24 protein-coding genes are annotated in these 23,103 nt (G+C 37.7%); 3 read left to right on the top strand and 21 right to left on the bottom strand.

Translation table 11 applies throughout. From position 1 onward, the window contains the following. Positions 1-5: 5 nt before the first annotated feature. Both BTR42_RS04865 and BTR42_RS04860 read right to left on the bottom strand, forming a co-directional pair. The gene (locus BTR42_RS04865) at positions 6-1,559 is read right to left on the bottom strand and encodes an ABC transporter permease subunit (protein ID WP_043878548.1); all 1,554 of its coding nucleotides are present in this window, start codon (positions 1,557-1,559) and stop codon (positions 6-8) included. A gap of 15 nt (positions 1,560-1,574) precedes the next feature. Then, positions 1,575-2,348: an amino acid ABC transporter ATP-binding protein gene (locus BTR42_RS04860; protein ID WP_013642964.1), complete on the bottom strand. Its 774-nt coding sequence runs from the start codon at positions 2,346-2,348 to the stop codon at positions 1,575-1,577. A 182-nt stretch (positions 2,349-2,530) separates the two neighbouring features. On the opposite strand from BTR42_RS04860, the gene BTR42_RS12875 reads away from it, so the two are divergent. The 3 genes from BTR42_RS12875 to BTR42_RS04850 all read left to right on the top strand — a co-directional run bounded on the left by BTR42_RS12875 (position 2,531) and on the right by BTR42_RS04850 (position 5,186). Further along, the gene (locus BTR42_RS12875; RefSeq protein ID WP_231873072.1) at positions 2,531-2,710 is read left to right on the top strand and encodes a helix-turn-helix domain-containing protein; all 180 of its coding nucleotides are present in this window, start codon (positions 2,531-2,533) and stop codon (positions 2,708-2,710) included. Positions 2,711-2,850: 140 nt separating this feature from the next. Beyond that, positions 2,851-3,387, top strand: coding sequence for a LysR substrate-binding domain-containing protein (locus BTR42_RS12870; protein ID WP_231873071.1), 537 nt, complete (start codon positions 2,851-2,853; stop codon positions 3,385-3,387). Positions 3,388-3,530: 143 nt separating this feature from the next. Then, on the top strand, positions 3,531-5,186 hold the full coding sequence (locus tag BTR42_RS04850; protein WP_077498005.1) for an Rqc2 family fibronectin-binding protein: 1,656 nt from the start codon (positions 3,531-3,533) through the stop codon (positions 5,184-5,186). Between the two features lie 50 nt (positions 5,187-5,236). Here BTR42_RS04850 and BTR42_RS04845 read toward each other — a convergent pair whose 3' ends face one another. The 19 genes from BTR42_RS04845 to BTR42_RS04755 all read right to left on the bottom strand — a co-directional run bounded on the left by BTR42_RS04845 (position 5,237) and on the right by BTR42_RS04755 (position 22,984). Beyond that, entirely contained in the window at positions 5,237-6,640 is a 1,404-nt protein-coding gene (locus BTR42_RS04845; protein ID WP_013642961.1) for an APC family permease, read from the bottom strand. A 560-nt stretch (positions 6,641-7,200) separates the two neighbouring features. Then, on the bottom strand, positions 7,201-7,920 hold the full coding sequence (budA, locus tag BTR42_RS04840) for an acetolactate decarboxylase (protein ID WP_012961793.1): 720 nt from the start codon (positions 7,918-7,920) through the stop codon (positions 7,201-7,203). Between the two features lie 78 nt (positions 7,921-7,998). Next, entirely contained in the window at positions 7,999-9,675 is a 1,677-nt protein-coding gene (gene alsS, locus BTR42_RS04835) for an acetolactate synthase AlsS (protein WP_077496640.1), read from the bottom strand. A 390-nt stretch (positions 9,676-10,065) separates the two neighbouring features. Continuing rightward, positions 10,066-11,253 (bottom strand): NADH-dependent flavin oxidoreductase, encoded by a 1,188-nt coding sequence (locus tag BTR42_RS04830; RefSeq protein ID WP_077496638.1) that lies wholly within the window; start codon positions 11,251-11,253, stop codon positions 10,066-10,068. Positions 11,254-11,352: 99 nt separating this feature from the next. Beyond that, the gene (locus BTR42_RS04825; protein WP_077496636.1) at positions 11,353-11,655 is read right to left on the bottom strand and encodes an ArsR/SmtB family transcription factor; all 303 of its coding nucleotides are present in this window, start codon (positions 11,653-11,655) and stop codon (positions 11,353-11,355) included. Positions 11,656-11,776: 121 nt separating this feature from the next. Then, positions 11,777-11,953 carry a hypothetical protein gene (locus tag BTR42_RS04820; RefSeq protein ID WP_009853950.1) on the bottom strand — a complete coding sequence of 59 codons (177 nt, stop codon included), beginning with the start codon at positions 11,951-11,953 and terminating at the stop codon, positions 11,777-11,779. Beyond that, positions 11,937-13,172 (bottom strand): tetratricopeptide repeat protein, encoded by a 1,236-nt coding sequence (locus BTR42_RS04815; RefSeq protein WP_077496634.1) that lies wholly within the window; start codon positions 13,170-13,172, stop codon positions 11,937-11,939. The genes BTR42_RS04820 and BTR42_RS04815 overlap by 17 nt, the downstream gene beginning before the upstream one ends. Further along, positions 13,162-14,349 carry an AI-2E family transporter gene (locus BTR42_RS04810; protein ID WP_009853948.1) on the bottom strand — a complete coding sequence of 396 codons (1,188 nt, stop codon included), beginning with the start codon at positions 14,347-14,349 and terminating at the stop codon, positions 13,162-13,164. The genes BTR42_RS04815 and BTR42_RS04810 overlap by 11 nt, the downstream gene beginning before the upstream one ends. 92 nt (positions 14,350-14,441) lie before the next feature. Continuing rightward, positions 14,442-14,924, bottom strand: a complete 483-nt coding sequence (locus tag BTR42_RS04805; RefSeq protein ID WP_013642957.1) for an NUDIX hydrolase — start codon at positions 14,922-14,924, stop codon at positions 14,442-14,444. Between the two features lie 119 nt (positions 14,925-15,043). Then, entirely contained in the window at positions 15,044-15,466 is a 423-nt protein-coding gene (locus BTR42_RS04800) for an HD domain-containing protein (RefSeq protein WP_014620008.1), read from the bottom strand. Positions 15,467-15,603: 137 nt separating this feature from the next. Further along, complete coding sequence (gene rfbB, locus BTR42_RS04795) at positions 15,604-16,653, bottom strand: dTDP-glucose 4,6-dehydratase (RefSeq protein WP_074656827.1); 1,050 nt, start codon at positions 16,651-16,653, stop codon at positions 15,604-15,606. 172 nt (positions 16,654-16,825) lie between these two features. Next, complete coding sequence (locus tag BTR42_RS04790; protein ID WP_009853945.1) at positions 16,826-17,419, bottom strand: dTDP-4-dehydrorhamnose 3,5-epimerase family protein; 594 nt, start codon at positions 17,417-17,419, stop codon at positions 16,826-16,828. Further along, the gene (gene rfbA, locus BTR42_RS04785) at positions 17,419-18,288 is read right to left on the bottom strand and encodes a glucose-1-phosphate thymidylyltransferase RfbA (protein ID WP_009853944.1); all 870 of its coding nucleotides are present in this window, start codon (positions 18,286-18,288) and stop codon (positions 17,419-17,421) included. The genes BTR42_RS04790 and rfbA overlap by 1 nt, the downstream gene beginning before the upstream one ends. Positions 18,289-18,474: 186 nt before the next feature. Beyond that, positions 18,475-19,263: a Nif3-like dinuclear metal center hexameric protein gene (locus tag BTR42_RS04780; RefSeq protein ID WP_077496632.1), complete on the bottom strand. Its 789-nt coding sequence runs from the start codon at positions 19,261-19,263 to the stop codon at positions 18,475-18,477. Further along, complete coding sequence (locus BTR42_RS04775) at positions 19,250-19,936, bottom strand: tRNA (adenine(22)-N(1))-methyltransferase (RefSeq protein WP_077496630.1); 687 nt, start codon at positions 19,934-19,936, stop codon at positions 19,250-19,252. Before BTR42_RS04775 ends, BTR42_RS04780 begins: the two co-directional genes overlap by 14 nt. A gap of 63 nt (positions 19,937-19,999) precedes the next feature. Beyond that, positions 20,000-20,650, bottom strand: coding sequence for an endonuclease III (gene nth / locus BTR42_RS04770; protein WP_077496628.1), 651 nt, complete (start codon positions 20,648-20,650; stop codon positions 20,000-20,002). Then, positions 20,650-21,324, bottom strand: a complete 675-nt coding sequence (locus tag BTR42_RS04765) for a DnaD domain-containing protein (protein WP_014294329.1) — start codon at positions 21,322-21,324, stop codon at positions 20,650-20,652. The genes nth and BTR42_RS04765 overlap by 1 nt, the downstream gene beginning before the upstream one ends. A gap of 90 nt (positions 21,325-21,414) precedes the next feature. After that, positions 21,415-22,359, bottom strand: a complete 945-nt coding sequence (gene metA, locus BTR42_RS04760) for a homoserine O-acetyltransferase MetA (protein ID WP_009853939.1) — start codon at positions 22,357-22,359, stop codon at positions 21,415-21,417. A gap of 106 nt (positions 22,360-22,465) precedes the next feature. After that, the gene (locus BTR42_RS04755) at positions 22,466-22,984 is read right to left on the bottom strand and encodes an adenine phosphoribosyltransferase (RefSeq protein ID WP_009853938.1); all 519 of its coding nucleotides are present in this window, start codon (positions 22,982-22,984) and stop codon (positions 22,466-22,468) included. Positions 22,985-23,103: the final 119 nt, after the last annotated feature.

Genomic DNA, 23,103 nt, shown 5'->3' with positions numbered 1-23,103 from the left:
TCTTTCTATTCTTCTGTTGTATTTTTCTGTGCTAATTCACTATATTCTGCCATCCATTTATCAAAGGTGCCGTCTTTTTTGTCTTGCTCAATTAATTGGTCAACATATTCTTTCAAAGAACTATTTCCTTTGGTTAATGCCATGGCTGTTTCGGTTGTCCCCGGCAATTCAATATCGGCATATGTTAGATTGTCATTGCTTGCGATGTATTGGTCAGCAACCGTGTCATCAGCAACAACTGCATCGACTTTCCCTTGGAGTAAATTTAAGAAAACATCTGGTAAGCTTGATAAGGCAACAATTTGTTGAGGTTTAATATCATCCTCAACCACATCAGCTTGTGTTGTTGATTTTTGCACAGCAATTGTTGTTGACGCCAAACTTTTAATTGACGTGTATTGACTGGCGACCTCTTTTCGAACAACCACTTTGTTGGTTTGCTTCACATAATTTTCAGTAAAATCAACGGATTTTTCACGTTCTTTTGTTTTTGTCATTCCCGCAATGGCAATATCCGCATTTCCAGAGGTAATGGTTCCCAAAATAGAATCAAAATTCATATTTTTAACGACTAATTTAACCTGCAATTTATCCGCTAATTGTTGGGCAAAGGCAATGTCAACCCCAACCGCCTTTTTATGTCCTGATGTCAAATCGTAAAATTCATATGGAGCGTAGCCGATATTCGTCGCAACAACAAGTTGTCCAGATTCTTTGATTTTCTCAACACTAGAAACCGTTTTTGAAGCTCCACCATGATTCAAAGCGAAAATACCGACAATAGCAGCAATGATTGCGGTGGTTAAGGTCAATTTTTTCCAGCTTGCCTTGATAGTTTGCATCATCTGACGAATTTTTTCCACTATGGTTAGTGGTTCTTCGGTGCTGCGGCTCATTTTCTTTTCGTAATGGGCAACAATGCGCGTTGTTGAAAAGGTAAAGAGCAGATAAACAATACCAACCGCGATAACAGCTTGGAAAGGTTTGTAAGAAATCCCTTGAATCGTACTTGCTGTGAACATCAAATCTGCCACCCCGATAACCGACGCTTGCGAACTTGATTTGATATTATTGGCAAATTCATTTCCCAAGGTTGGGAGAATATTTTTAAATGCCTGTGGAATAATCACATAACGATAAGTCTGAAATTTATTAAAACCAATACTTCGAGCACCTTCAAACTGCCCTGAATCAACAGCTTGAATCCCTGATCGATAAATTTCAGCAACAAAAACCGATTCTCCAACGGTTAAACCAATCAGAGCTGAAATCAAACGGTCTAAATCAACGCCAAAGAGCGAACCGTCTGGAACATTGAAACCAAGTTCAGGTAAGCCGTAAAAGAACAGTGACAAAATAACCAGCATTGGAAGACCACGAACCACTTCAATGTATAGCTTCGTTAGCCCACTAATCAACAGATTATCACTCATTCGTGCCGCAGTAACAAAACCTCCCAAGACAAGTGCTAAAATCATTGAAACAACTGATAAAAACACCGTCATCAGAGCACCATCTAAAATAAAACTGCCATAATTTTGTAGAAAATCAATAACCATAACCTCTCCTAACACTTACAAAATTTGCTTTAAGAAATTTGCGACACGCTGATTTGGGTAAGAACTATTAACCTCTTCAGGCAACATATCAGCAATTAATTCCCCATTTTCAAGAAAGACAATTCGGTCAGCCACTTCCTTTGCAAAACCAATTTCATGTGTCACAATAATCATTGTTGTTCCGCTCTTAGCAATAGCTTTCATGACTTGTAAAACCTCACCAACCATTTCAGGGTCAAGAGCTGATGTCGGTTCATCAAATAAAATAATATCAGGCTCCATGGCTAACGCTCTGGCAATCGCCACACGTTGCTTTTGTCCACCTGAGAGATTTTCAGGATAAGCATCCCATTTATCTGATAACCCCACTAAATCTAGCAAGCCACTCACCTTTTCTTGCAGTTTTTCACCGCTTTTCCGATGTAGTTTTTCAGGACCAATACTGATATTTCGTGCAATGGTCATATTATTAAAGAGATTAAAATGTTGGAAAACCATATTAACACGTTCTCGCAAGAGATTATCATTCATATTCATGTCATAAATATTTTTTCCCATGACAGCCATTTTTCCACCATTAATATGTTCCAATTTATTAATAGTACGAATAAGCGTTGATTTGCCACTTCCTGATGGGCCAATCAACACAACGACCTCACCTTTTTTAACAGAAAGATTGATATTTTTTAAAACCTCCTGCTTGCCATAACTTTTTTTGATTGCCTTCATTTCAATCATGTATTTTGCATTTAAATCGAAATTTGCTAGTTCTTCCTCTAAAACAACCATGCCAATGACCTCTTTCTCAATTGATGTCAATATTTTATAATTTTCAGAATGTTTTTTCAATGTTATATGTTAGATTTTCTAACATATAAGCTGTTTTTTGTCTTTTTTCTAACATTTTTTCGCAAAAAAGTCATTTCAACAAGTGATTGAATATAACTTTTCTTTATGATATGATTTAAAATATGAAATCTAGTTATAAATTATCCATTTTTGACTTCAAATTAATCAAAGACATTTATGAAACACAAAGTTTTTCAGAAGCAGCTAAGCTTAATAATATCAGTCAGCCAGCTGTTTCCAAACGTGTCAAAGAAATCAGCAACAATTTATGTGAGATTTTCTTACGTAAAAATAAAAAATAGCGTTAACAAACAAAGGAAAAGAAATTTATCACTTTGCTAATCAAACCCTACTTGCTTATAATGACCTTCTTGATAAATTAACGTCCGATTTTGAGCAAACCATTGTGCTTGGTTCTGATATTTCCTATCTCAAGACCTTTTTGTCAACCATTCAAAAAAATCTTCCTGAACACCATAAATTAAGCGTTCAGACTTACAGCAATTCACGAAGTATTTTTGAAGCTCTTTTAAACGACCAAATAGACCTCGGAATAATGTCTGGCAGCTATACCCAAAAAGGTGTGCTTAAAATCCAACTTCGTGCTGATAAATTGACCATTGTCGGTCAAAAAGAATTGATTGAAGCCTTTGATAACGGGCAAGAAACCCTGTTTTTGCTCTATCATATGACTAGTAGTTATCATAATTTTTTGAAGGAATTTATCAAAATCAATCAACTTCCTACACAGCACCACCTTTCCATTGACAATTTATCGCTCATTGAACATGAGGTCTTATCAGGTACTGGGATTACTATCGTTAGCCAAGACATTGCCGACCGTATGCTAACTAATGACAATATTGTCATCAGCTCTCAAAAATTCAGAGACGTCTTTATCAAAACTTACGCCATTATAAAAATGGACAACACCTACTACCAAGACCTCATTCCCATTATCCAAAAACTAAAAAAATAACATCAGCAACTTTCCCATGACTAAAATCCCAGTTTTCGCCAAGGATATGGTATAATAAAGGGATTGAACACATGAGATTAGAAAGGAGACGTCGTAAGATTTCTTAACATTTTTGATTGACTAATCTTGCGGCAACTTTAATCATGTCATTTGATGGTTTTTTTCTACACCATTTAACAAAAGAATTACAAGAAGAGCTACTTTACGGACGTATTCAAAAGGTCAATCAACCTTTTGAACGTGAGTTGGTTTTAACCATTCGCAACAATCGTAAGAATTATAAGCTCTTGCTTTCTGCTCACCCTGTTTTCGGACGTGTGCAAATCACGACAGCTGATTTTCAAAATCCACAAACCCCAAATACCTTTACCATGATTATGCGAAAATACCTTCAAGGGGCAGTCATTGAAAGCATTACACAGATTGAAAATGACCGTATTTTAGAAATCGCATTTTCTAATAAAAATGAAATCGGTGATAACATCAAAGTCACCTTGGTAATTGAAATCATGGGCAAACACAGCAATATTATTTTGATTGATAAAGCTGAAAGCAAGATTATCGAGTCAATCAAGCATATTGGTTTCTCACAAAATAGCTACCGCACTATCTTGCCTGGCTCAACTTATCTTGCACCGCCAAAAACAGAGGCTAAAAATCCTTTCACTGTTTCAGATGAAAAATTATTTGAACTTTTGCAGACAGAAGATTTGGCACCGCGCAATCTGCAAAAACTTTTCCAAGGCTTGGGACGTGATACCGCGGAAAATTTGGCTGCTCAGCTCAGCAATGACAAACTGAAACAATTCCGTGCTTTCTTTGCTAGACCATGTCAACCAAATATGACCGATAAATCATTTGCTGCTGTGCTATTTGACAAGAGCGATAAGCAATTTGACAGTCTTTCTGAACTCTTGGATGTTTTTTATCAAGATAAGGCTGAACGCGACCGTGTCAATCAGCAATCAAGCGATTTGATTCACCGTGTTCAAACAGAGTTGGATAAAAATATCAAAAAACTTGGCAAGCAAGAAAAAGAATTATTAGCGACGGAAAATGCGGAAGAATTCCGCCAAAAAGGAGAACTTTTAACGACCTATCTCACGCTAGTGCCAAACAATCAAGACCAAGTCAAATTAGACAACTACTACACCAACGAAAAAATCGTCATTGCGCTCGATAAAAGCCTGACACCTAGTCAAAATGCGCAGCGTTATTTCAAAAAATACCAAAAATTAAAAGAAGCTGTGAAGCACTTGACAGGGCTTATTCAAGAAACCAAGGATACGATTACTTACCTCGAAAGCGTTGAAACAGCATTGAATCACGCGTCAATTTCTGATATCGAGGACATTCGCGAGGAATTAGTCGAAACTGGCTTTGTCAAACGTCGCACGCGCGATAAACGCCACAAACGCAAAAAACCAGAACAATACTTGGCTTCAGATGGTAAAACGATTATCATGGTTGGACGCAACAACCTGCAAAATGATGAATTGACTTTCAAAATGGCAAAAAAAGGAGAACTTTGGTTCCATGCTAAGGATATTCCTGGTAGCCACGTTCTTATCAAGGATAATCTCAATCCAAGCGACGAAGTCAAAACTGACGCTGCTGAATTAGCTGCCTACTACTCAAAAGCACGTCTGTCCAACCTTGTCCAGGTTGATATGATTGAAGCTAAAAAGCTTAACAAACCAACTGGTGGCAAACCTGGTTTTGTAACTTATACTGGTCAAAAAACGCTTCGTGTCACTCCGACCGGAGAAAAAATCAACAGTATGCGCATGACAAAATAAACAAAAACTCACTCTAAATCTCCCTTTCGGTTGATTTAAAGTGAGTTTTCTTATTTTTTACTATCTTCCCTTAACTTAGAATGTCTGTATCCATATCCAAAATAGATGAGACTTCCAAGAATAAAGGATGCAATGAAACCATACCAAGTAATCGCTTTGCATTGTGTCATCAATGATAGGCAAATAACAATCGATAACAGCGGTAAAAATGGCACCCAAGGTGTTCTAAATTCTTCCTCTTTTGGTTCGCCAAAATCTTTGCGAAGTTTAATCACTCCCAGAGCTAACAAAATCAGATAAGCCAAGGTTACAATATTAACCAACAAGGCTAAAATTTCTAATTGCAACACACCTGAAAAGAACATGGTTACCAAACCAACAAAAATCGTTGCTTTCTTCGGAACTTTACTCTTCGGTGTTAATTCTTGAAATTGTTCAGGCAAAAGACCGTCACAACTAATATTATAAATCATACGTGTTAAAGCGTACATCATGGAAATGCAGACGGTAACAAGTGTCATGATAACAACAATTGATACAAAATTTCCGATAAATGGAAAACCAATGCTACGCAACACATACGGAACAACATCCGTAATATTTAATTTTGAATAGTGAACAGTTCCTGTTAAAATCAAGGTTACCGCAACATACAACAAAGTCACCAAGCCGATTGAGATAAAGATGCCTTGTGGGATTTTCTTTTGCGGCTCCTTTGTTTCATCTGCTGCCATTGAAATGGATTCAAATCCCAGAAATGCAAAGAACATCAAAGAAGCTCCTGCCATAATCCCAACTTTTCCGCCATAAATTTGACCAAAACCGTATGGGGCAAAATCACTCCAATTAGCAGTATTAATCGCTGTCAACCCCAAAGCAATGAAAATGAGTAAAACGGCTAATTTGAAAATAACCAAAATCGAATTAAACCTTAATACCGTTTGAACTCCCAACAAAACAAGGGCAGTCACAAAGAATAATAAAATAACTGGAACAATATCAATATAAGTTCCGTTTTTAGGATTGAATGGACCACTTAACGCTGTCGGCAAACTAATGCCAAACGTTTTCAAGAAAGCTTTCAGATACTCTCCCCAACCAGAAGCCGCTGTTGAAATCGCACCTGCAAATTCGATAATCATAAACCAGCCAGCAATCCAAGCAGGATATTCCCCAAAAACAGTATATAAATAGCGATAAACGCCACCTGAGTGAGGTAATCGTGATGAAAATTCAGCAAAAAACAAAGCCGATATCGTCACACAAAGAGCAGCGATAAGGATTGATATCGTAATAGCAGGACCTGCATATTGGGCAGCACCCACTCCTGTTATCGTGAAAATACCAGTTCCAACAATCGAGCCCACCCCTAAAAAGATAAGCTCAGCTAGCCCCAAACGTCGTTGCAAAAAGCTCCTCTTTTGCGTCATAGGGGTCTTTCGAAAAATATCCATACATTCTCCTGTTTTTAAAAAATAGTCATACAATTCTTAAAATTCTATCAACTTTGATACAAAATTCACATGCACAACGTTTTCTATTTTAGGACAAATATGACTAAAAATCAACTCCTTAGATTATAAAAAGGGAGTGGGACAGAAATCGGTAATTTCGAAGAAATTCGATTTCGTCGTCCCACCCCCGCAAGGTTGAGTAGGGTTGTAAAAGCTGATTTATCAGCGCATTAGAATCCACTCAACTACTGCGTCTTGTAAATAATAACTATATAAACAAAGAAGCTGGGTACTTTTGTCCCAGACTCTCTAGATTGAAAAAATTTTTTGATACTTTCTTAGATGCCTCGCTTTTTGATTTCTAGTCTCAAACCTCAAACCGTCCACTAGATGTTTTGAGCCATCGGTAGGTTCAATAGTCCAGCGGACAGTTGAAGGAAGCCAAGGAATTCCTCAAGTTCGCAACAGTAAGTATCGTTTTGTTGGGAGCAAAGCTCGCCAATAATCCTGAAATCAAACAAGGGCAATAATTTTTATAACTTATGCCAAATAAACGGTTTTTATTCGCTTTTTGTGATGTCTTCTTTCAATTCATCCATATTGAATTTCGCAAAAAGGTATTTGCGGTCTTGGACTGGGAAACGTTGGTCAAGTTGGTCAACTGGTCCAACTTCAACCACACCTTCTGAAATGACAAAGTCCATAATATGACCACCAAATGTGAAATCATCAGAAATGAAATGCAAATGATAACCTGCCGAGCTAACGCCATGGAACATTTGTGGTGTCCAAATCCCAACAATCGTACCTGAAATGTTTTCACGTGTGTATTCTGGTTGGTGCGTTGCGACATCCGCAAACTTGATATCAGGCGCTGATTTTGGAATCATACGCACATGCATTTTTGCAAATGTTCCTTTAATCTTAATCGAACGGAATAGATTAACACCGTCATAATAAGATTCAATACGTTTTTCCAATTCCTTGTCAGTCATTGCAAAGCGTTGCTTGAAAATCACTTCAGCTTGGTGAGGCACTACCGCTGCATAAGGCACTTTGACATCATCAGAAACTTCCACTACTTCTGCTTTCCCTTCAGAACCTTTGGCTTGATAAGCTTTACCATCAAGAATAATCAACTCTCCATCAATAGAATCAAGTGTCCCAATTCCCAAATCACCGTGCTCTAAAAGCTCACCAATAGTTAATGTCCCACCGTAAAGTCCAGACATAAGGGCACTTAATGTATTATATTGAAAAAGTTTAATTGCTTCTGACATATTCTCCTTCACTTTCGTCATCAAAATTAAATAGTATCTTCTAGTATTATTTTATTGCCATATGGTTAAAAAATCAAGTTAATAGAATTCGTCTGGCAGGATTGTTTCGCCAAGTTTGATATTATCTTTGTAGTCGATTGGAATATCAATCAAAATTGGAGCATTGCTTGCTTCTTCCAAAGCTTTCTTGAGTGTTTCTTCAAATGAAACTTTGCTGTCAACACGATAACCTTTTGCACCAAAACTTTCTGCATATTTAACAAAATCAACTGGACCAAAATCAACGCCTGATGAACGACCGTATTTCATTTCTTCTTGGAATTCAACCATGTTGTATTTGCCATCATTCCAAATGATGTGAACGATTGGTAAATTAAGGCGTACGGCAGTTTCCAATTCTTGCGCTGAAAAGAGGAAGCCACCGTCACCAGAAACTGAAATAACTTTCGTATTTGGACGTACAAGCGCTGCTGAGATTGCCCAAGGAAGTGCAACACCGAGGGTTTGCATTCCATTTGAGAAAAGCAAGTGACGAGCTTCGTATGATTTGAAATAACGCGCCATCCAAATGTAGTGACTACCAACGTCAACAGTAACAGTCATATCATCTGTTGTATTTTCTTGTAAGACATCAATAACATCAAGCGGGTGAACCAAACCTTCCTTGGAATTACGGTCAAATTTGACATCTTCAACAACATTTTTCTTCAGATTTTGTAAATAGTCTACTGAGGCTTTTGGCAAAACATAACCATTAACGGCAGGCAAGAGCAAGTCAATCGTATCCGCAATGTTACCAATCAATTCACGTTCTGGTTGGAAATAAGTATCGATTTCAGCTTGCGCAACGTCGATAACAATAATACGAGCTGAAATTTCAGCATTCCAATTTCGGGCTTCATACTCGATTGGGTCATAACCGATAGCAATAACAAGGTCAGCTTTTTTAAGCAACATGTCACCTGGCTGATTGCGGAAAAGCCCAACACGTCCAAAGAAAGTATCTTCTTCCAATTCACGTGAGACAATGCCTGCACCTTGGAATGTTTCAACAACTGGCAATTTAACCGCTTCTAGCAACTTGCGAATAGCATTGGTAACAGCACGTGTTGAAGCACCATTTCCCAAAAGAAGCACTGGCAAGTCAGCGTTACGAATCGCTTGTGCTAGATAATTGACATCATCAACTGATGCAGAACCAAGTTTTGGGTCGGTTAGTGGCTTAATCGCTTTGACCGAAACCAAACTATCAGTCACATCTTGTGGAATAGACACAAAACTAGCACCGCGTTTTCCTGATTTTGCCACACGATAAGCATTAGCGATTGTTTCAGAAAGTGTGTTTGGGTCATGAACTTCTACTGCATATTTTGTGACTGGCTCCATCATTGCCACATTTTTCATAGATTGGTGAGAACGTTTCAACAAATCAGAACGTTTAACTTGTCCTGAAATCGCCAAAACAGGGTCACCTTCATCCGTTGCGGTTACCAAACCTGTCGCCAAGTTTGAAACCCCAGGACCACTTGTTGTAATCACAACACCGGGCGTACCTGTAATACGTCCAATTCCTTGCGCCATAAAAGCGGCATTTTGCTCATGACGAGCGACAATCAATTTTGGTCCCTTGTCCTCGAGCGTGTCAAACACACGGTCAATTTTAGCACCAGGAATACCAAAGACATAATCAATGTCATGATTAATGAGGCTATCTACTACTAAATCAGCCCCATATTGTTTATTATTGTCTGTCATTTTATCTCCTATATGTCTTTAGATGACTCATTCATTTTACTGCCGAAAAGCATCAAAATCATAGCTGGATTTGGTGTAAGAATCAGTCAAATCTAAATCACAAATTTTTGTTTTTTCACAAATATGATTCAATTATACCATAGTTTTACAGAAAGTTTGTGAAAAATTGTTTGTGAATTTTTTCTTTATCTTTCTTTGAAATAATTTTAAATAATCTGAAAATGGTTCTGCTCTAAAATAAAAATATCAAGCCAATTTTAGACAATCTGTCATCATATCACAAAAGCGAATCGCTTCTGATAACATAACCGATTCGCTTATCACTGCTTATATTGTCTAAACCATTTCAGAAAGAATGATAGTTGACTGCATTACTTCATTCTTCTTTGATTATTTTTTAGAGTACATATCAAAACGTCCTGTATGAAGATGATAGATACTTTGTGCCCCAGGAATTTTTGGCAAACCAAGAGAATCTTGACGCGAAAATGCTTCAAATAAACCTGGTGTCCATTTGATATAATCAAGTGTTTCAGGACTCACTTCACTTAAAATCGTATCTCCTTGACCCAACATGACTTTTTCAGCAAATAATGGGTCAACCAAAGTACCACGTCCAACAGCAATTAAATCACCATAGTTTTCAACCGCATCACGCGCAGCTTCTTCTTCAAAAACACCACCAACCAACATTAATTTTGTCTCATCGTCAAGAACTTCTCTGAACAATTCTGCATATGTCTTATCAACGCCTTGCGGTCTTGAAGAATAACCATCCCAAAGCGATAGGTGAATGTAATCCAATTGATATTTCACCACTTCTGCGATAAGTTGAACAGATTCTTTGTAAGTATAACCAATCGCATCACCATGAATTTCTTCTGGACTAATACGATAACCAACGATAAAATCTTGCGGTGCTTCTTTGGCAACAACGTCCATAACCTCAGCAACAACAGCTAGTGGAAACGCCATTCTCTTTTCAAGACTACCACCCCATTTATCGGTACGGAAATTTGATAATTTTGAGAAGAATTGTTGGATAAGGTAATGATTGGCTCCATGAATTTCAACGCCGTCAAATCCAGCTTTAATCGCACGTCGAGTGGCTTTGCCAAAATCTTTGATAATATCATCAATTTCGTCTGCTGTTAATTCACGAATAGGATAATCTAGGAAACTAAAATCAACCTGACTTGGGGCAACGACATCTTGCCCGCTAACCGCTTGCCCAATAGCTGCGCGACCGCCGTGATGAATTTGGAGAATTGCCTTATTGCCATCCTTTTTCAAAGCTTGAGCTACTTGACGCAAACCGTCTAAATGCTCATCAGAATAAGCCCCTAATTGTTCAGGATAGCCAGGCACATAAGCTGGACCACCATTTGGACTAACATAATGAAACTCTGTAATCAAAAGCCCTGCTGCTTTTGAACGTGCATTGTAATAGCGAAGCGTATCATCTGAAACAAAGCCACCACGTTTTCCTGAATGAGTTTGCATCGGTGACATCGCCATGCGATTATTTAAAACTGCGCCATGACGCAAAACGACTTTGTCGGTTAATTGATTTGACATAAAATGACCCCTTTTTCTGTATTGTAGAAAATCATAGAAAACTTTAAAACGATATATTTAGATTTTTCGATATGTTGTTTCAAAAAAATTTTTCTTTTTTTACAACTCTTTATCGATGAAGTCACGAAGGTATTTAAGCGTTACTTCGTTACGACGATAATAAGTCCATTTTCCGATTCTGGTAGCAATCAACAGATTAGCTTTTTGAAGCATTGAAAGATAGTGGGACGTTGTTGACTGTGTTAGCCCTAATTGTTTTTGAATTTCACCAACACAAACGCCTACTTCTCTCATATCCACATTTTCCTCATGGACAAAATATTTTTCCGGATTTTTCAACCAAAAAAGGATTTGTAATCGATAGTCATTGGCTAAGGCTTTAAAGATTTCTACATTTTCCATGATTCTATTATATCTATTTTTCTCGATATGTCAATAGAAAAATCAAAAAATTTATCTTGTAAATGATAACTACACAAAATAAAGAAGTTGAGCACCTTTGTCTCAACTTCTACTGAACTGATTACTTTTTTCGTCTTGTTCTAACAAAATCATAAATGGTCATCACGATAAATCCGACAAATACAATAATGATATTGCGCAATGGGTCGCCACTATGGTCAAAAATACTTAACAAAACAAAGATAATGATGACCGTAATGAGATTACTGACCAAGAGATTTCTAAAATTCATTTTCATTTAAAAATTCCACCATATTCACATCATCTGGAACCAATTGCAAATAACGTTCTGCAACTTGATGAGCACGTTCCTTTTGCCCAAATTCACGTAAAATATAAGCATAGTCTTGCAAGAATTCTGGATTATCTGCTAAATCTGTCGCCAATTCATCATAAAGCTTAAGCGCTTTTTTATCAGCTTCCAAGGCTTGGTAAGCTTTAGCGATATTCCATTTTGTTAGGACGCTATCGATATTATCACGTGACAAAGCAACAACATCTTCATAACGCTCTTCTTCCAAATACAAGTTGGTCAAACGCATCAAGACATCTTCATCATCAACCGCAACATCTTTTGCTTTCAAAAGATAGCTTTCAGCTTGCTTAGAATCATGCAATTCATATGACAATTGTGACGCAGCAAGCAACAAATTGGTATCAAATTCGTTTTTGCTCAAACCTTTTTGAACTAGGCGAAGCGCTTCTTCTGTTTTATTTTCCTCATGGAGAGATTGGGCATAGACATATTCATAGCCCTCAAAATCAGGATTCATCGTATCCAACTGCTTAAAGTAAACATTTGCCTTTTGATACTCCCCTTGGTCATACAAAATAGTGGCTAATTCAAAAATTGTTCCGTCGTCGTATTCAATTTCAATCGCTTTTTCAAGAAATTCAATCGCTGCCTCAAATTTCCCAAGACTAGCATAAGCATGACCGATACGTTGATAAGTAGAAATCCCCGTTAATTCAAGGATTTCACGGTTATCCAACTTAGCGTATTCTTTGATTGCTTGATTAAAATTACCTAATTCTAACTCAATTTCAGCCAAACCAAAAATAACCAATGGTTCATCGCTGATTTCACTAGCTAGCAATAATTTCTCACGCGCAACATCTGTCAAGCCTTCCATATCGTAAATATCAGCCATGACAAGCAAAGCTGACAAATATGCTTCGCTTTCTGGTGAAATGGCATCCAAATACAAGAAAGCTCCCTCAATATCACCATCTTCAGTTGCAATCTGCGCTAGGTTAATATTTACTTCAGGATAACGCTCACGCTCCTGCAAATAAATTTCCCTTGCTTGTGGCAAAAAACCAATGCTTTCAAGATATTCTGCCAATTCCAAGAGCGTCTCAGCATCATCTTCTTTTAAGGCGCGTTTAAAATATTTATCAGCATGCTCCAAATCTTGTTTTTGAATCGAAGCCACCATTTTTTCACTATTCAACATCTTTAGCTTTTTCTTCCCCTTCTATAACAAGTACTTCTTCCTCATACAAACCACTGATACGTTTGTACCATTCAAAAATTTCTTTAACAACAACTTTGATTGAAGCGTAAATTGGAATCCCTAGGAAAACGCCCCAAACACCAAACATTGACCCAGACGTTAGCAAAATAAACATGATGGTAATCGGGTGAATGCTCAATTTGCTTCCCAGAACCAAAGGTGAAACAAAACGTCCCTCGATTGTCTGCTCAACAACAAATGTTATCAAAACTTTAATGAGCATAATCGGACCTTGGACAACTCCCATGATAACGACTGGAACCATGGCAAGAAAGCTTCCAAGATAAGGAATCATATTAAGAAAACCAGCGATAATCCCAAAAGTAGCCGCATAACGCAAACCAATAATATTAAAGAAAATCGTAAACATAATACCAACAACAATAGCAACCGTTACTTGTCCTTGAACATAACCAGCCAATTGTTTATTAATATCACCGAGAACACGCGAAATTGGGCGGCGCATTCGTGTCGGAAGTGTTTTTAATAAGCCTTCTTTCATCTTACCGCTATCACGCAAGAAATAAAATAAGATAAAAGGCGACATAATGATTGCCACAGTTACACGAGCAATCGCACTGGCAAAATTTGATGCCCAGTCAATCGCATTTTTTGAAAAGCTTTCCGCATAATCAATCGCTTTCGTGCTCACATTTGACAGCATTTCTTCCAATTCTTCTTGATAATTGGCTAGCCAAGGGCTCTCTAAAAATTTATTGGCTTCAACATTAATGCTTCTAACATAACTTGGTAAATTCTCAACGAAAGACGTTAACTGTTCTTGAATCGTTGGGATAAAGCTTGCCACAGCCCAGATTAGCAAAGCAATGATAATCGCAAACACAATAAAAATAGAAGTTGTCCGACTAACGCCACGTTTCTCAATAAAATCAACCAAGGGTTTGATTAAATAATAGAGAATTGCCGAAATCACCAAAGGCAACATAATAATAGCTATAAAAGATATAATCGGCGTAAATAAAAATGAAATCTTGGTAAAGAGATAAAGGGTTAAAAACACAAGAAAAGTAATCAAAACAGCGACAACTGCTTGATTATTTAAAAACCATTTAAAAAACCAAGAATCTGTAAATTTCTTCTCTTGATGATATTTCATGAAAACTCCTCACTACTGTTTGCAATCAATGATTAAACTAATTTCCATTATAGCATTTTCTATTAAAATCACCATTTTTTAGAACGATTCACTCATTTATCATAAAATGTCACGCTTTTATCAATCAAGCGCTGTTCGTCGTCATAAGTAAATTTGGCTGAAAAGAATGGCACATCATCCAAAATCCATTTAAAAATTTCGTAGTCACCCTCCCAAGTCGGTTTTGATAGAACTTGGTCGTAAGGCACCCACTCTAAAGTTCCTTCACGTGACTCTTCATCAGAAATCAATTCTCCCTCAAAATCGGTTACCTTGAAAACATAAGTGTACCAATCATGCCCTGGTGTGAATTCTGGGAACGTAATCACTCCCTTGAAATCCATTTCTTTAACAGTAAAATGCGTTTCCTCGAAAATCTCACGTTTCGCACATTCATCTGGTGTCTCGCCTGCTTCTAGCTTACCACCAACAGAAATCCATTTTCCTTCGTGAACATCATTTGGTTTCTTATTGCGATGTAAAAGCAAAAGCGCTTCACCATTATCAATATAACAAATCGTTGCTAATTTTGTCATTTCTCTCTTCTTTCTTGTTTTATTCTATTGTACCAGAAAACTAAGGACAATTCTTGAATCAAAGGTTAACTTAGACGGTATTTCCTATTTTTAAGGGGATAAAAAGCACATAGAGCTATCTAAGTGCTTAAAAATATAATGGCATCTTGGTATTTTTTCAGACGTTTGATGTCGTTTCGAGTGACCTGAGCTAGCCTTGATAAATCTGAATTGTGCTTTAAATCCGCCAATTTGACAACACGTGCTAATTCATTTGTTTTAACAAGTTTAAGATATTGCTTGTACGATTGCCCATCTTTTCTAGTCAATAAATCAACTGCTTTTATGATTTCAGACGAGAAACCTGCTTCTTCTAAATCACTCAGCTGATAAGGAGTGTCTTCTATCACATCGTGTAAATAGGCAACAATTTTTTCATCATCTTTCGTGACAAACGATGCCACCGTCTCAGGGTGTAAAATATACGGCGCACCAGCTTTGTCAACTTGACCGTGATGTGCTCTTTTAGCAATTTCGTGAGCTAATTTTACATCATCTTTCATCACTGTTCCTCCTTTACCGAAAAAATTAAATTTATTATACCACTTTTCTACCCCTACGTTACCCCCGAAAATGCCCCTTATACACAAAAAAAGCCTATCGCACAAGCTGTAACCCTTGATACGATAGGCTTTTATGATTATTTGTCAAGAACTTTTTGTGTTTTAGCGTAGTTAGCTTCAACAGCTTCTTTTTCAGCTTTCCACCAATCTTGGTTATCTGTGTACCATTCGATTGTTGCTTCAAGTCCTTCTTCAAAGTTTGTGAATTGAGGTTTCCAACCAAGTTCTTCACGAAGTTTAGTTGAATCAATAGCGTAACGAAGGTCGTGACCAGCACGGTCTGTTACGTGGTCATAAGCGTCTTTTGGTTGACCCATTTTTTCAAGGATAAGTTCAAGAACTTCTTTGTTGTTCTTTTCACCATCTGCACCGATAAGGTAAGTTTCACCGATGCGTCCTTTAGTCAAGATAGCCCAAACACCAGTTGAGTGGTCGTTTGTGTGAATCCAGTCACGAACGTTTTTACCGTCACCGTAAAGTTTTGGTTTAATTCCTGACAAAATGTTTGTGATTTGACGAGGAATGAATTTTTCGATGTGTTGGTATGGTCCATAGTTGTTAGAGCAGTTAGAAATAGTTGCTTTAACGCCAAATGAACGTACCCAAGCTTTAACAATCAAATCTGATGCAGCTTTTGTTGATGAATAAGGTGAACTTGGATTGTATTTTGTTTCAGCAGTGAATTTTTCACCTGGTCCTTCACCATGTCCTGGAAGGTCTTCACGAAGTGGAAGGTCTCCGTAAACTTCGTCAGTTGATACGTGGTGGAAACGAATATCGTATTTACGAGCTGCTTCCAAAAGTGTGTACGTTCCAACAAAGTTTGTTTGGATGAATGGGCTTGGATCTTTCAATGAGTTATCGTTGTGGCTTTCAGCAGCGTAGTGAACGATAGCATCAGCTTTAGCAGCTAATTTATCAACCAATTCAGCATCTGCAATGTCACCAACAACCAATTCAACACGGTCACCAAGGATTTCTTCCAAGTTAGCACGGTTACCAGCGTATGTTAATTTATCAAGAACAGTAACGTGTACGTCTGGGTGGTTATTATAAACATAGTGTACGAAGTTTGAACCGATGAAACCAGCGCCACCAGTTACAATGATATTTTTGTATTCAGACATAATTTAAGATACAAAGGGACGTTTCGCTTGCGAAAAATCTCGTGGAAAAATAGAAAATCCGACGCAGACGACTAGCGTCTAGGAAGATTTATCTTTTTTCTCAGAGATTTAGTCCCGTGTTCAGTTTTTTAATAAACTGAACATTCCTTTCTGATTTATTTTTTATTAGGTATTACAAATCCTCTTTGCTTAATGGTTTAACGTCTTTAAGCAATGGGTGATTTTTGTCAGCTTCAGAGACTTCTGCTGCTTCCAAGTTTTCCCATTTAATGCCTAATGTTGGGTCTGCATAGTTAACAAAGGCATATTTTGGTTTGAGTTCAAGTGCCCAGTAATCGTTAACCAAGTAGCTATAAGCAACTTTATCAGACAATACTTGGAAACCATTGGCAACACCGCGAGGAACAAAGATACCTTTTGAGGCATCAATAACAGTTTGATAAACATGACCGAAACTGTCACCTTCACGTAGGTCAACCCATGACCCTAGAACTTTACCTTCGTCAGCCACAGAAATGTATTTATCCCAAGGTTCTGCATGAAGTCCACGCAAAACATTTTTATGCGAGAAGCTGACGTTATTTTGTAATTTACCTTCTGCAAAGAAAGATTCTGGGAAACCAAGAGGAACCATTTTTTCTTTTTGGAAGTTTTCTTTGAACCATCCGCGGTTGTCACCGTGAACTGGAATATCAAATTCAATCATTCCAGGGATAGCTTCAATTTTGCGCGCTGCTAATTCTTTACCAAAAAACTGTTCTGTCATTACTCTTCTCCAATCAAACGAAGCAAGTATTTTCCGTATTCGTTTTTCTTCAATGGTTGTGCAAGATTATGAACATCTTCTTTTGTGATGTAACCCATGCGGTAAGCAATTTCTTCCAAATTTGCCACTTGAAGATTTTGCATACGTTGTACAGTTTCAATGTATTGAGCTGCTTCCAAAAGACTTTCGTGCGTTCCTGTATCAAGCCATGCAAAACCACGTTCCATAACTTCTACAGAAAGGTCGCCACGTTCAAGGTAAACTTTGTTGACATCTGTAATTTCAAGTTCACCACGCGCACTTGGTTTAATGCTTTTAGCAATTTCAACAACATCATTGTCATAGAAATAAAGACCTGTTACAGCATAGTGAGATTTTGGATGTTCTGGTTTTTCTTCGATTGAAATCGCGTTGCGATTGTCGTCAAATTCAACAACACCAAAACGTTCTGGGTCTTTGACTTGGTAACCAAAGACAGTAGCCCCTTTTTCTTTGCTAGCTGCTTTTTGAAGCATTTTGCTAAGTCCTGGTCCATGATAAATGTTGTCTCCTAAGATAAGAGCAACGTTGTCATCACCGATGAATTCTTCACCGATGATAAAAGCTTGTGCCAATCCATCTGGGCTTGGTTGGACGGCATAAGAAAGTGAAATTCCAAATTCTGACCCATCACCAAGTAATTCTTCAAAACGATGGATGTCAGTCGGTGTTGAGATGATTAAAATATCTCGAATTCCTGCCAACATTAGTGTAGACAGTGGATAGTAAATCATTGGTTTATCATACACTGGCATAAGTTGTTTTGAAGCCGCACGAGTCAATGGGTACAAACGTGTACCAGATCCTCCTGCTAGAATAATACCTTTCATAGTTAAGGTCTCCCTCTTTATTAATTATCAGTCCTATTTTACCATTTTTTGGAAATGCTGTCACTAAGTTTCCTATTTTTGCAAGGTTTTCAGGAATTTCCTGCACTAAAATAGCACAAATTCTGCATTAACATGACATTTTTAAACAAAAATAGGATTGAGACTTCTTCTCAATCCCACAACTTATTACAAATGATAAAATGGATTAGTTTCGGCTTGGCTGGCTATAAAATCAACATTCCATTGATTATCGGCTTTCCAAGCATTGAATTTTTCAACCAATTTATCGATAAAAAGCACCTCGATGTGATGCCCAGGGTCAATCGCAAGCATGCCGTTGGTAATCATTTCTTGGGCTGTGTGATAATAAATATCTCCTGTGATATACACTTGTGCCCCTTTTTCCATTGCGTCACGATAAAATCCTTGACCACTTCCGCCACAAATCGCAACACGGTTAACGAGAGTTTCTTGATTTCCATAAGCAACTAGGCGTACACTATCCAAATGGAATTTTTCTTTTACTTTTAATGCAAAATCGGAAAAAGTCTGCTTCTCAATCTTTCCGATACGACCAATCCCATAGCTATCTGCAGTTGGTGTCAAAATGTCAGTGTCCGTAATCTCCAAGAGCTCACAAAACCAATCATTTAAACCATCTGGCACAATATCAATGTTAGTATGACTAACATAAACGGCAATATCGTGCTTCACCAAGTCAAGGTAAATCTGATTTTGTGCCGTTGCGACCAAGTCCTTAAGCGGTTTAAAAATCGGAGCGTGTTTAACAATAATCAAATCAACACCTTTTTCAATTGCTTCTGCAACCGTCGTCTCACGGACATCAAGCGCAATCATCACACGATTAACATCCTTATCAAGGGTGCCAATTTGAAGCCCTGAAATATCTCCTTCCATAGATAATTCACGTGGGCAATACGCCTCATAACGAGCAATAATCTCACTTGCTTTCATTGATAGCCTCCTTAATTGCTGCTATTTTTTGTGAAATGGCTGCTCGGTCATCGATACGATTTTTAGGAACATGTGGCAAAGCAATCTCTAATTTTTTCAATTCACGTTTCCAACGTAATTTGAAGATTGCTGATTTTTCTTGGTTTAAAAATGGTCCAAAACGCAATTCTGTATCCGACAAAGTCATTTCCCCATGTTCTACCACCATGATTTCGTAGAATTTATCATTTTCAGTCATGATTTTTTCCGCAATAATTTTGAAATGATTTGCCATAAGCCAAGCACGAAGCTCATCCTCACGGTTATTAGCTTGTAAAATCAGACGCTCAACACTTGCTAATTTATCAACGCCAGCTGCGAGAATATCAGCAATCAAACCACCACCCATGCCACAAATGGTGATAGCTGTCACATTATCAGATTCGTCAAAAGCCGCTAAACCGTCTGCTAAACGAACAGCGATTTTATCAGCTAAACCAGCTCCTGCAACATTATGAAGCGCTGATTCATAAGGTCCTTTAACCACTTCACCTGCAATAGCAAATGAAATTTTTTCCTCTTCTGTCAAAACAATTGGTAAGTAAGCATGGTCACTTCCAACATCAAGTAAACGTGCCCCCTGTGGCACAAATTCCGCCACGGCAGCCAAACGTTGTGATAATACTGTCTGCATAAATTTTCCTTCTAAAATATCATTCATTTCAATTATATCAAAAAGCAGTTCAAAAAGAACTGCTTAATTATTTTTCACATTATCTTTGTAATACTTGCAGTAGGATTGAACGGGGCAGATGTCACATTTTGGCTTTTTAGCCAAGCAATGATAACGTCCAAAGAAAATCAAGCGATGATGTGTTAAAATCCAATCTTTCTTTGGAATTTTCTTCATCAAGTCTTGCTCAATTTCGGTAACATCAGCATCTGGTGCTGAGATATTGAGACGTTTAGCGATACGTGACACATGAGTATCCACAGCGATGGATGGGATACCATACACTTCTGCCAAAACAACATTAGCCGTCTTACGTCCAACTCCAGGCAAGCTTTCAAGCTCCTTATGAGTCTTTGGAACCTTGCCATCAAAATCTCGTAAAATAGCTCGCGCTGTCTTGACGATATTTTTGGCTTTGTTTTTATAAAGACCAATCGTTCTCAGGCAATCTTCAACATCCGCTAGATTTGCACTAGCTAAATCAGCAATTTCAGGGTACTTTTTCCAAAGGTTTGGCGTGATTTTATTAACCGCCTTATCTGTCGTTTGCGCAGATAAAATGACCGCGATTAGCAATTGAAATGGTGTCTCCCACTCCAATTCACCACGTGCCTCTGGATACATCTCACCGATAATAGCTAAGATTTTCTTTAAACGTTCGCGTCCTACTCTCATTAGTCACTCCATAAATCCATAGCAGCTAGAAAATCATCTGATACGGATACTTTGCCTGCTTTCGAGTCCTCGTGCTCTTTACGACGTTCCTCAACTTGACGCATGGTTGTAATCCCCTCACGACGCCAGTTACGTAAAATCGCATTGATATAATTCCAATTTGTTTTACCATTAAAAACAGCTTCACGAAGGGCTGCCCGAACCAAATCAGGGTCTGTCTTGTCCTCACGAATTGTTTTTTGCAAATCTTCCAGTTCAAATGGACTAAGCATACGTCCTAACTCACGCTCAAAATCTTCAACCAATTCTTTGATAGGATTTGAAGCTTGGTTTTCTTGGGTCTCTGCAGGTTTAGCTAACAAGTCATCCAAAAGTGCCAAGACTGGACTTGCATCAAAAATAACCTCAATTTCACTACCAAGCTCAATGGTTTTCATATCCAAAAGACCTTGCGCTGTCAAATCAGAAATCGAACGATTCACTTCGGCAACTGTCTTGTCTAAAGCAGTCGCAATTTGACTAGGCGCCAAGTCATCCATTTTGGTCGTGTTTTGCAAATAAATAAACTGCCAAATCAAAAAGTCATCTGAACTTTTGAAGATATCTTTATAATGAAAAAGAAGAGCACTCGGTAACACCAAATTACCCGATTTAAAATTTTCTAAAAAACTCATAATAATATTCCTAAAAGATAATCGTATCCATCAAGTCATCCGAGATAGAGATTTAGCACGTTTTATTGTCAGAAAATCAGCCCTGTCTGATTATAGGTAACCATAAAATGAAAAATCTTTTTCCAGTTCTTCCAATGAATATGGAGTTTCCTGATAAACAGCATAATTAATCCAGTTACTAAAGAATGTTGTTGCTGCCAAATTCCAGTGCATTGGCACATTTTGGGCGGGGTCGTCATTCAAATAATAGTGTTCTGGAATGTTAGGATTTTTTCCAACCTTAACATCACGTTTATATTCCCTATCAAGGGTTTCTCGATCATATTCTAAATGTCCAAAGCTATAAACTTCACGCAAATCTTTACTAGCCACAATAGACAAGCCAACAGCTTCACTAGCCGCAATAACTTCCAAGTCATCAATTTTTTCAACGTCTTCACGACGCACCTCGGTATAACGTGAATGTGGCGCCATAAAACTATCATCGAATCCACGTACGATAGGATTTTCAGGGCTAACAACGTCTTGTGAAAAAATACCTGATAACTTACGGTCTAACAAAACTTTTTTGATGCCGTATTTATAGTATAAACCCGCTTGCGCTCCCCAACAAAGATGAAGGGTTGAATAAACGTGTGTTTTAGACCAATCAAAGATTTGACAAAGTTCGCTCCAGTAATCAACTTCTTCATAATCCAAAGTTTCAACAGGAGCACCTGTTATGATTAATCCATCATAATACTTATGTCGCACATCGTCAAATGTTTTGTAAAAAGTTTCTAAATGTTCAGCAGTTGTATTTTTAGACTCATGGCTCGTCATATAAAGAAACTCAACATTAATCTGCAAAGGCGTATTGGCTAACAGGCGTAAAAGCTGTGTCTCTGTCACTTCTTTTGTTGGCATCAAGTTGACAATGAGAAAATCCATTGGTCTAATATCTTGATGTTTAGCACGTTTATTATCCATAATGAAGACATTCTCTTCGCGTAAAATGTCTAACGCCGGCAATTCTTTATCAAGTTTTATTGGCATGAAAATATCTCCATTCTATAATATTGTCTTACGTAATATTATAAAATATGGAGATATAGTTTTCAATTATATAATTTCTCTAAGTAGTTATAGTTTTTAGCTATAATTACCCTGGGAAATTCATTAAAACTTTTGTATCGTAACCTTCAAGTGCTTTACGTCCGTTCAAGCCGTCCAATTCAACAAGGAAAGCACATCCAGCTACAACACCGCCAAGGCGTTCTACCATTTCGATAGTTGCTTTAACAGTACCACCTGTTGCCAAAAGGTCGTCAACGATAAGAACACGTTGTCCAGGTTTAATAGCGTCAGCGTGCATACATAATGTATCAATGCCGTATTCTTTTTGGTAGTCAGCTGAGATTACTTCACGTGGCAATTTACCAGGTTTACGAACTGGTGCGAAGCCAATTCCGAGTTCAAAGGCAACAGGGCAACCGACGATAAATCCGCGTGCCTCTGGACCGACGATCATGTCAATTTTCTTGTCAGTAGCGTACTGTACAATTTCGCGAACAGCATAGCTATAAGCATTTCCATCTGCCATCAAAGGAGAAATATCACGGAAAGTGATTCCTTCTTTAGGATAGTTTTCAATTGTAGCGATATAATTTTTTAAATCCATTTTCTTCTTTCTATGGGCTTTTTGCCAAAAAATGTTTTACATTTCATTATAGCACACTTTTATGAAAAATGTAATACTTACAAAAAAACTTGTAATAAAAGGTTCATCTGACAGTTTCT

Origin of the sequence: Streptococcus gallolyticus subsp. gallolyticus DSM 16831 (genome assembly GCF_002000985.1) — a bacterium.
Taxonomy (GTDB): domain Bacteria; phylum Bacillota; class Bacilli; order Lactobacillales; family Streptococcaceae; genus Streptococcus; species Streptococcus gallolyticus.
This window is presented reverse-complemented; position numbering and strand designations above follow the sequence as displayed.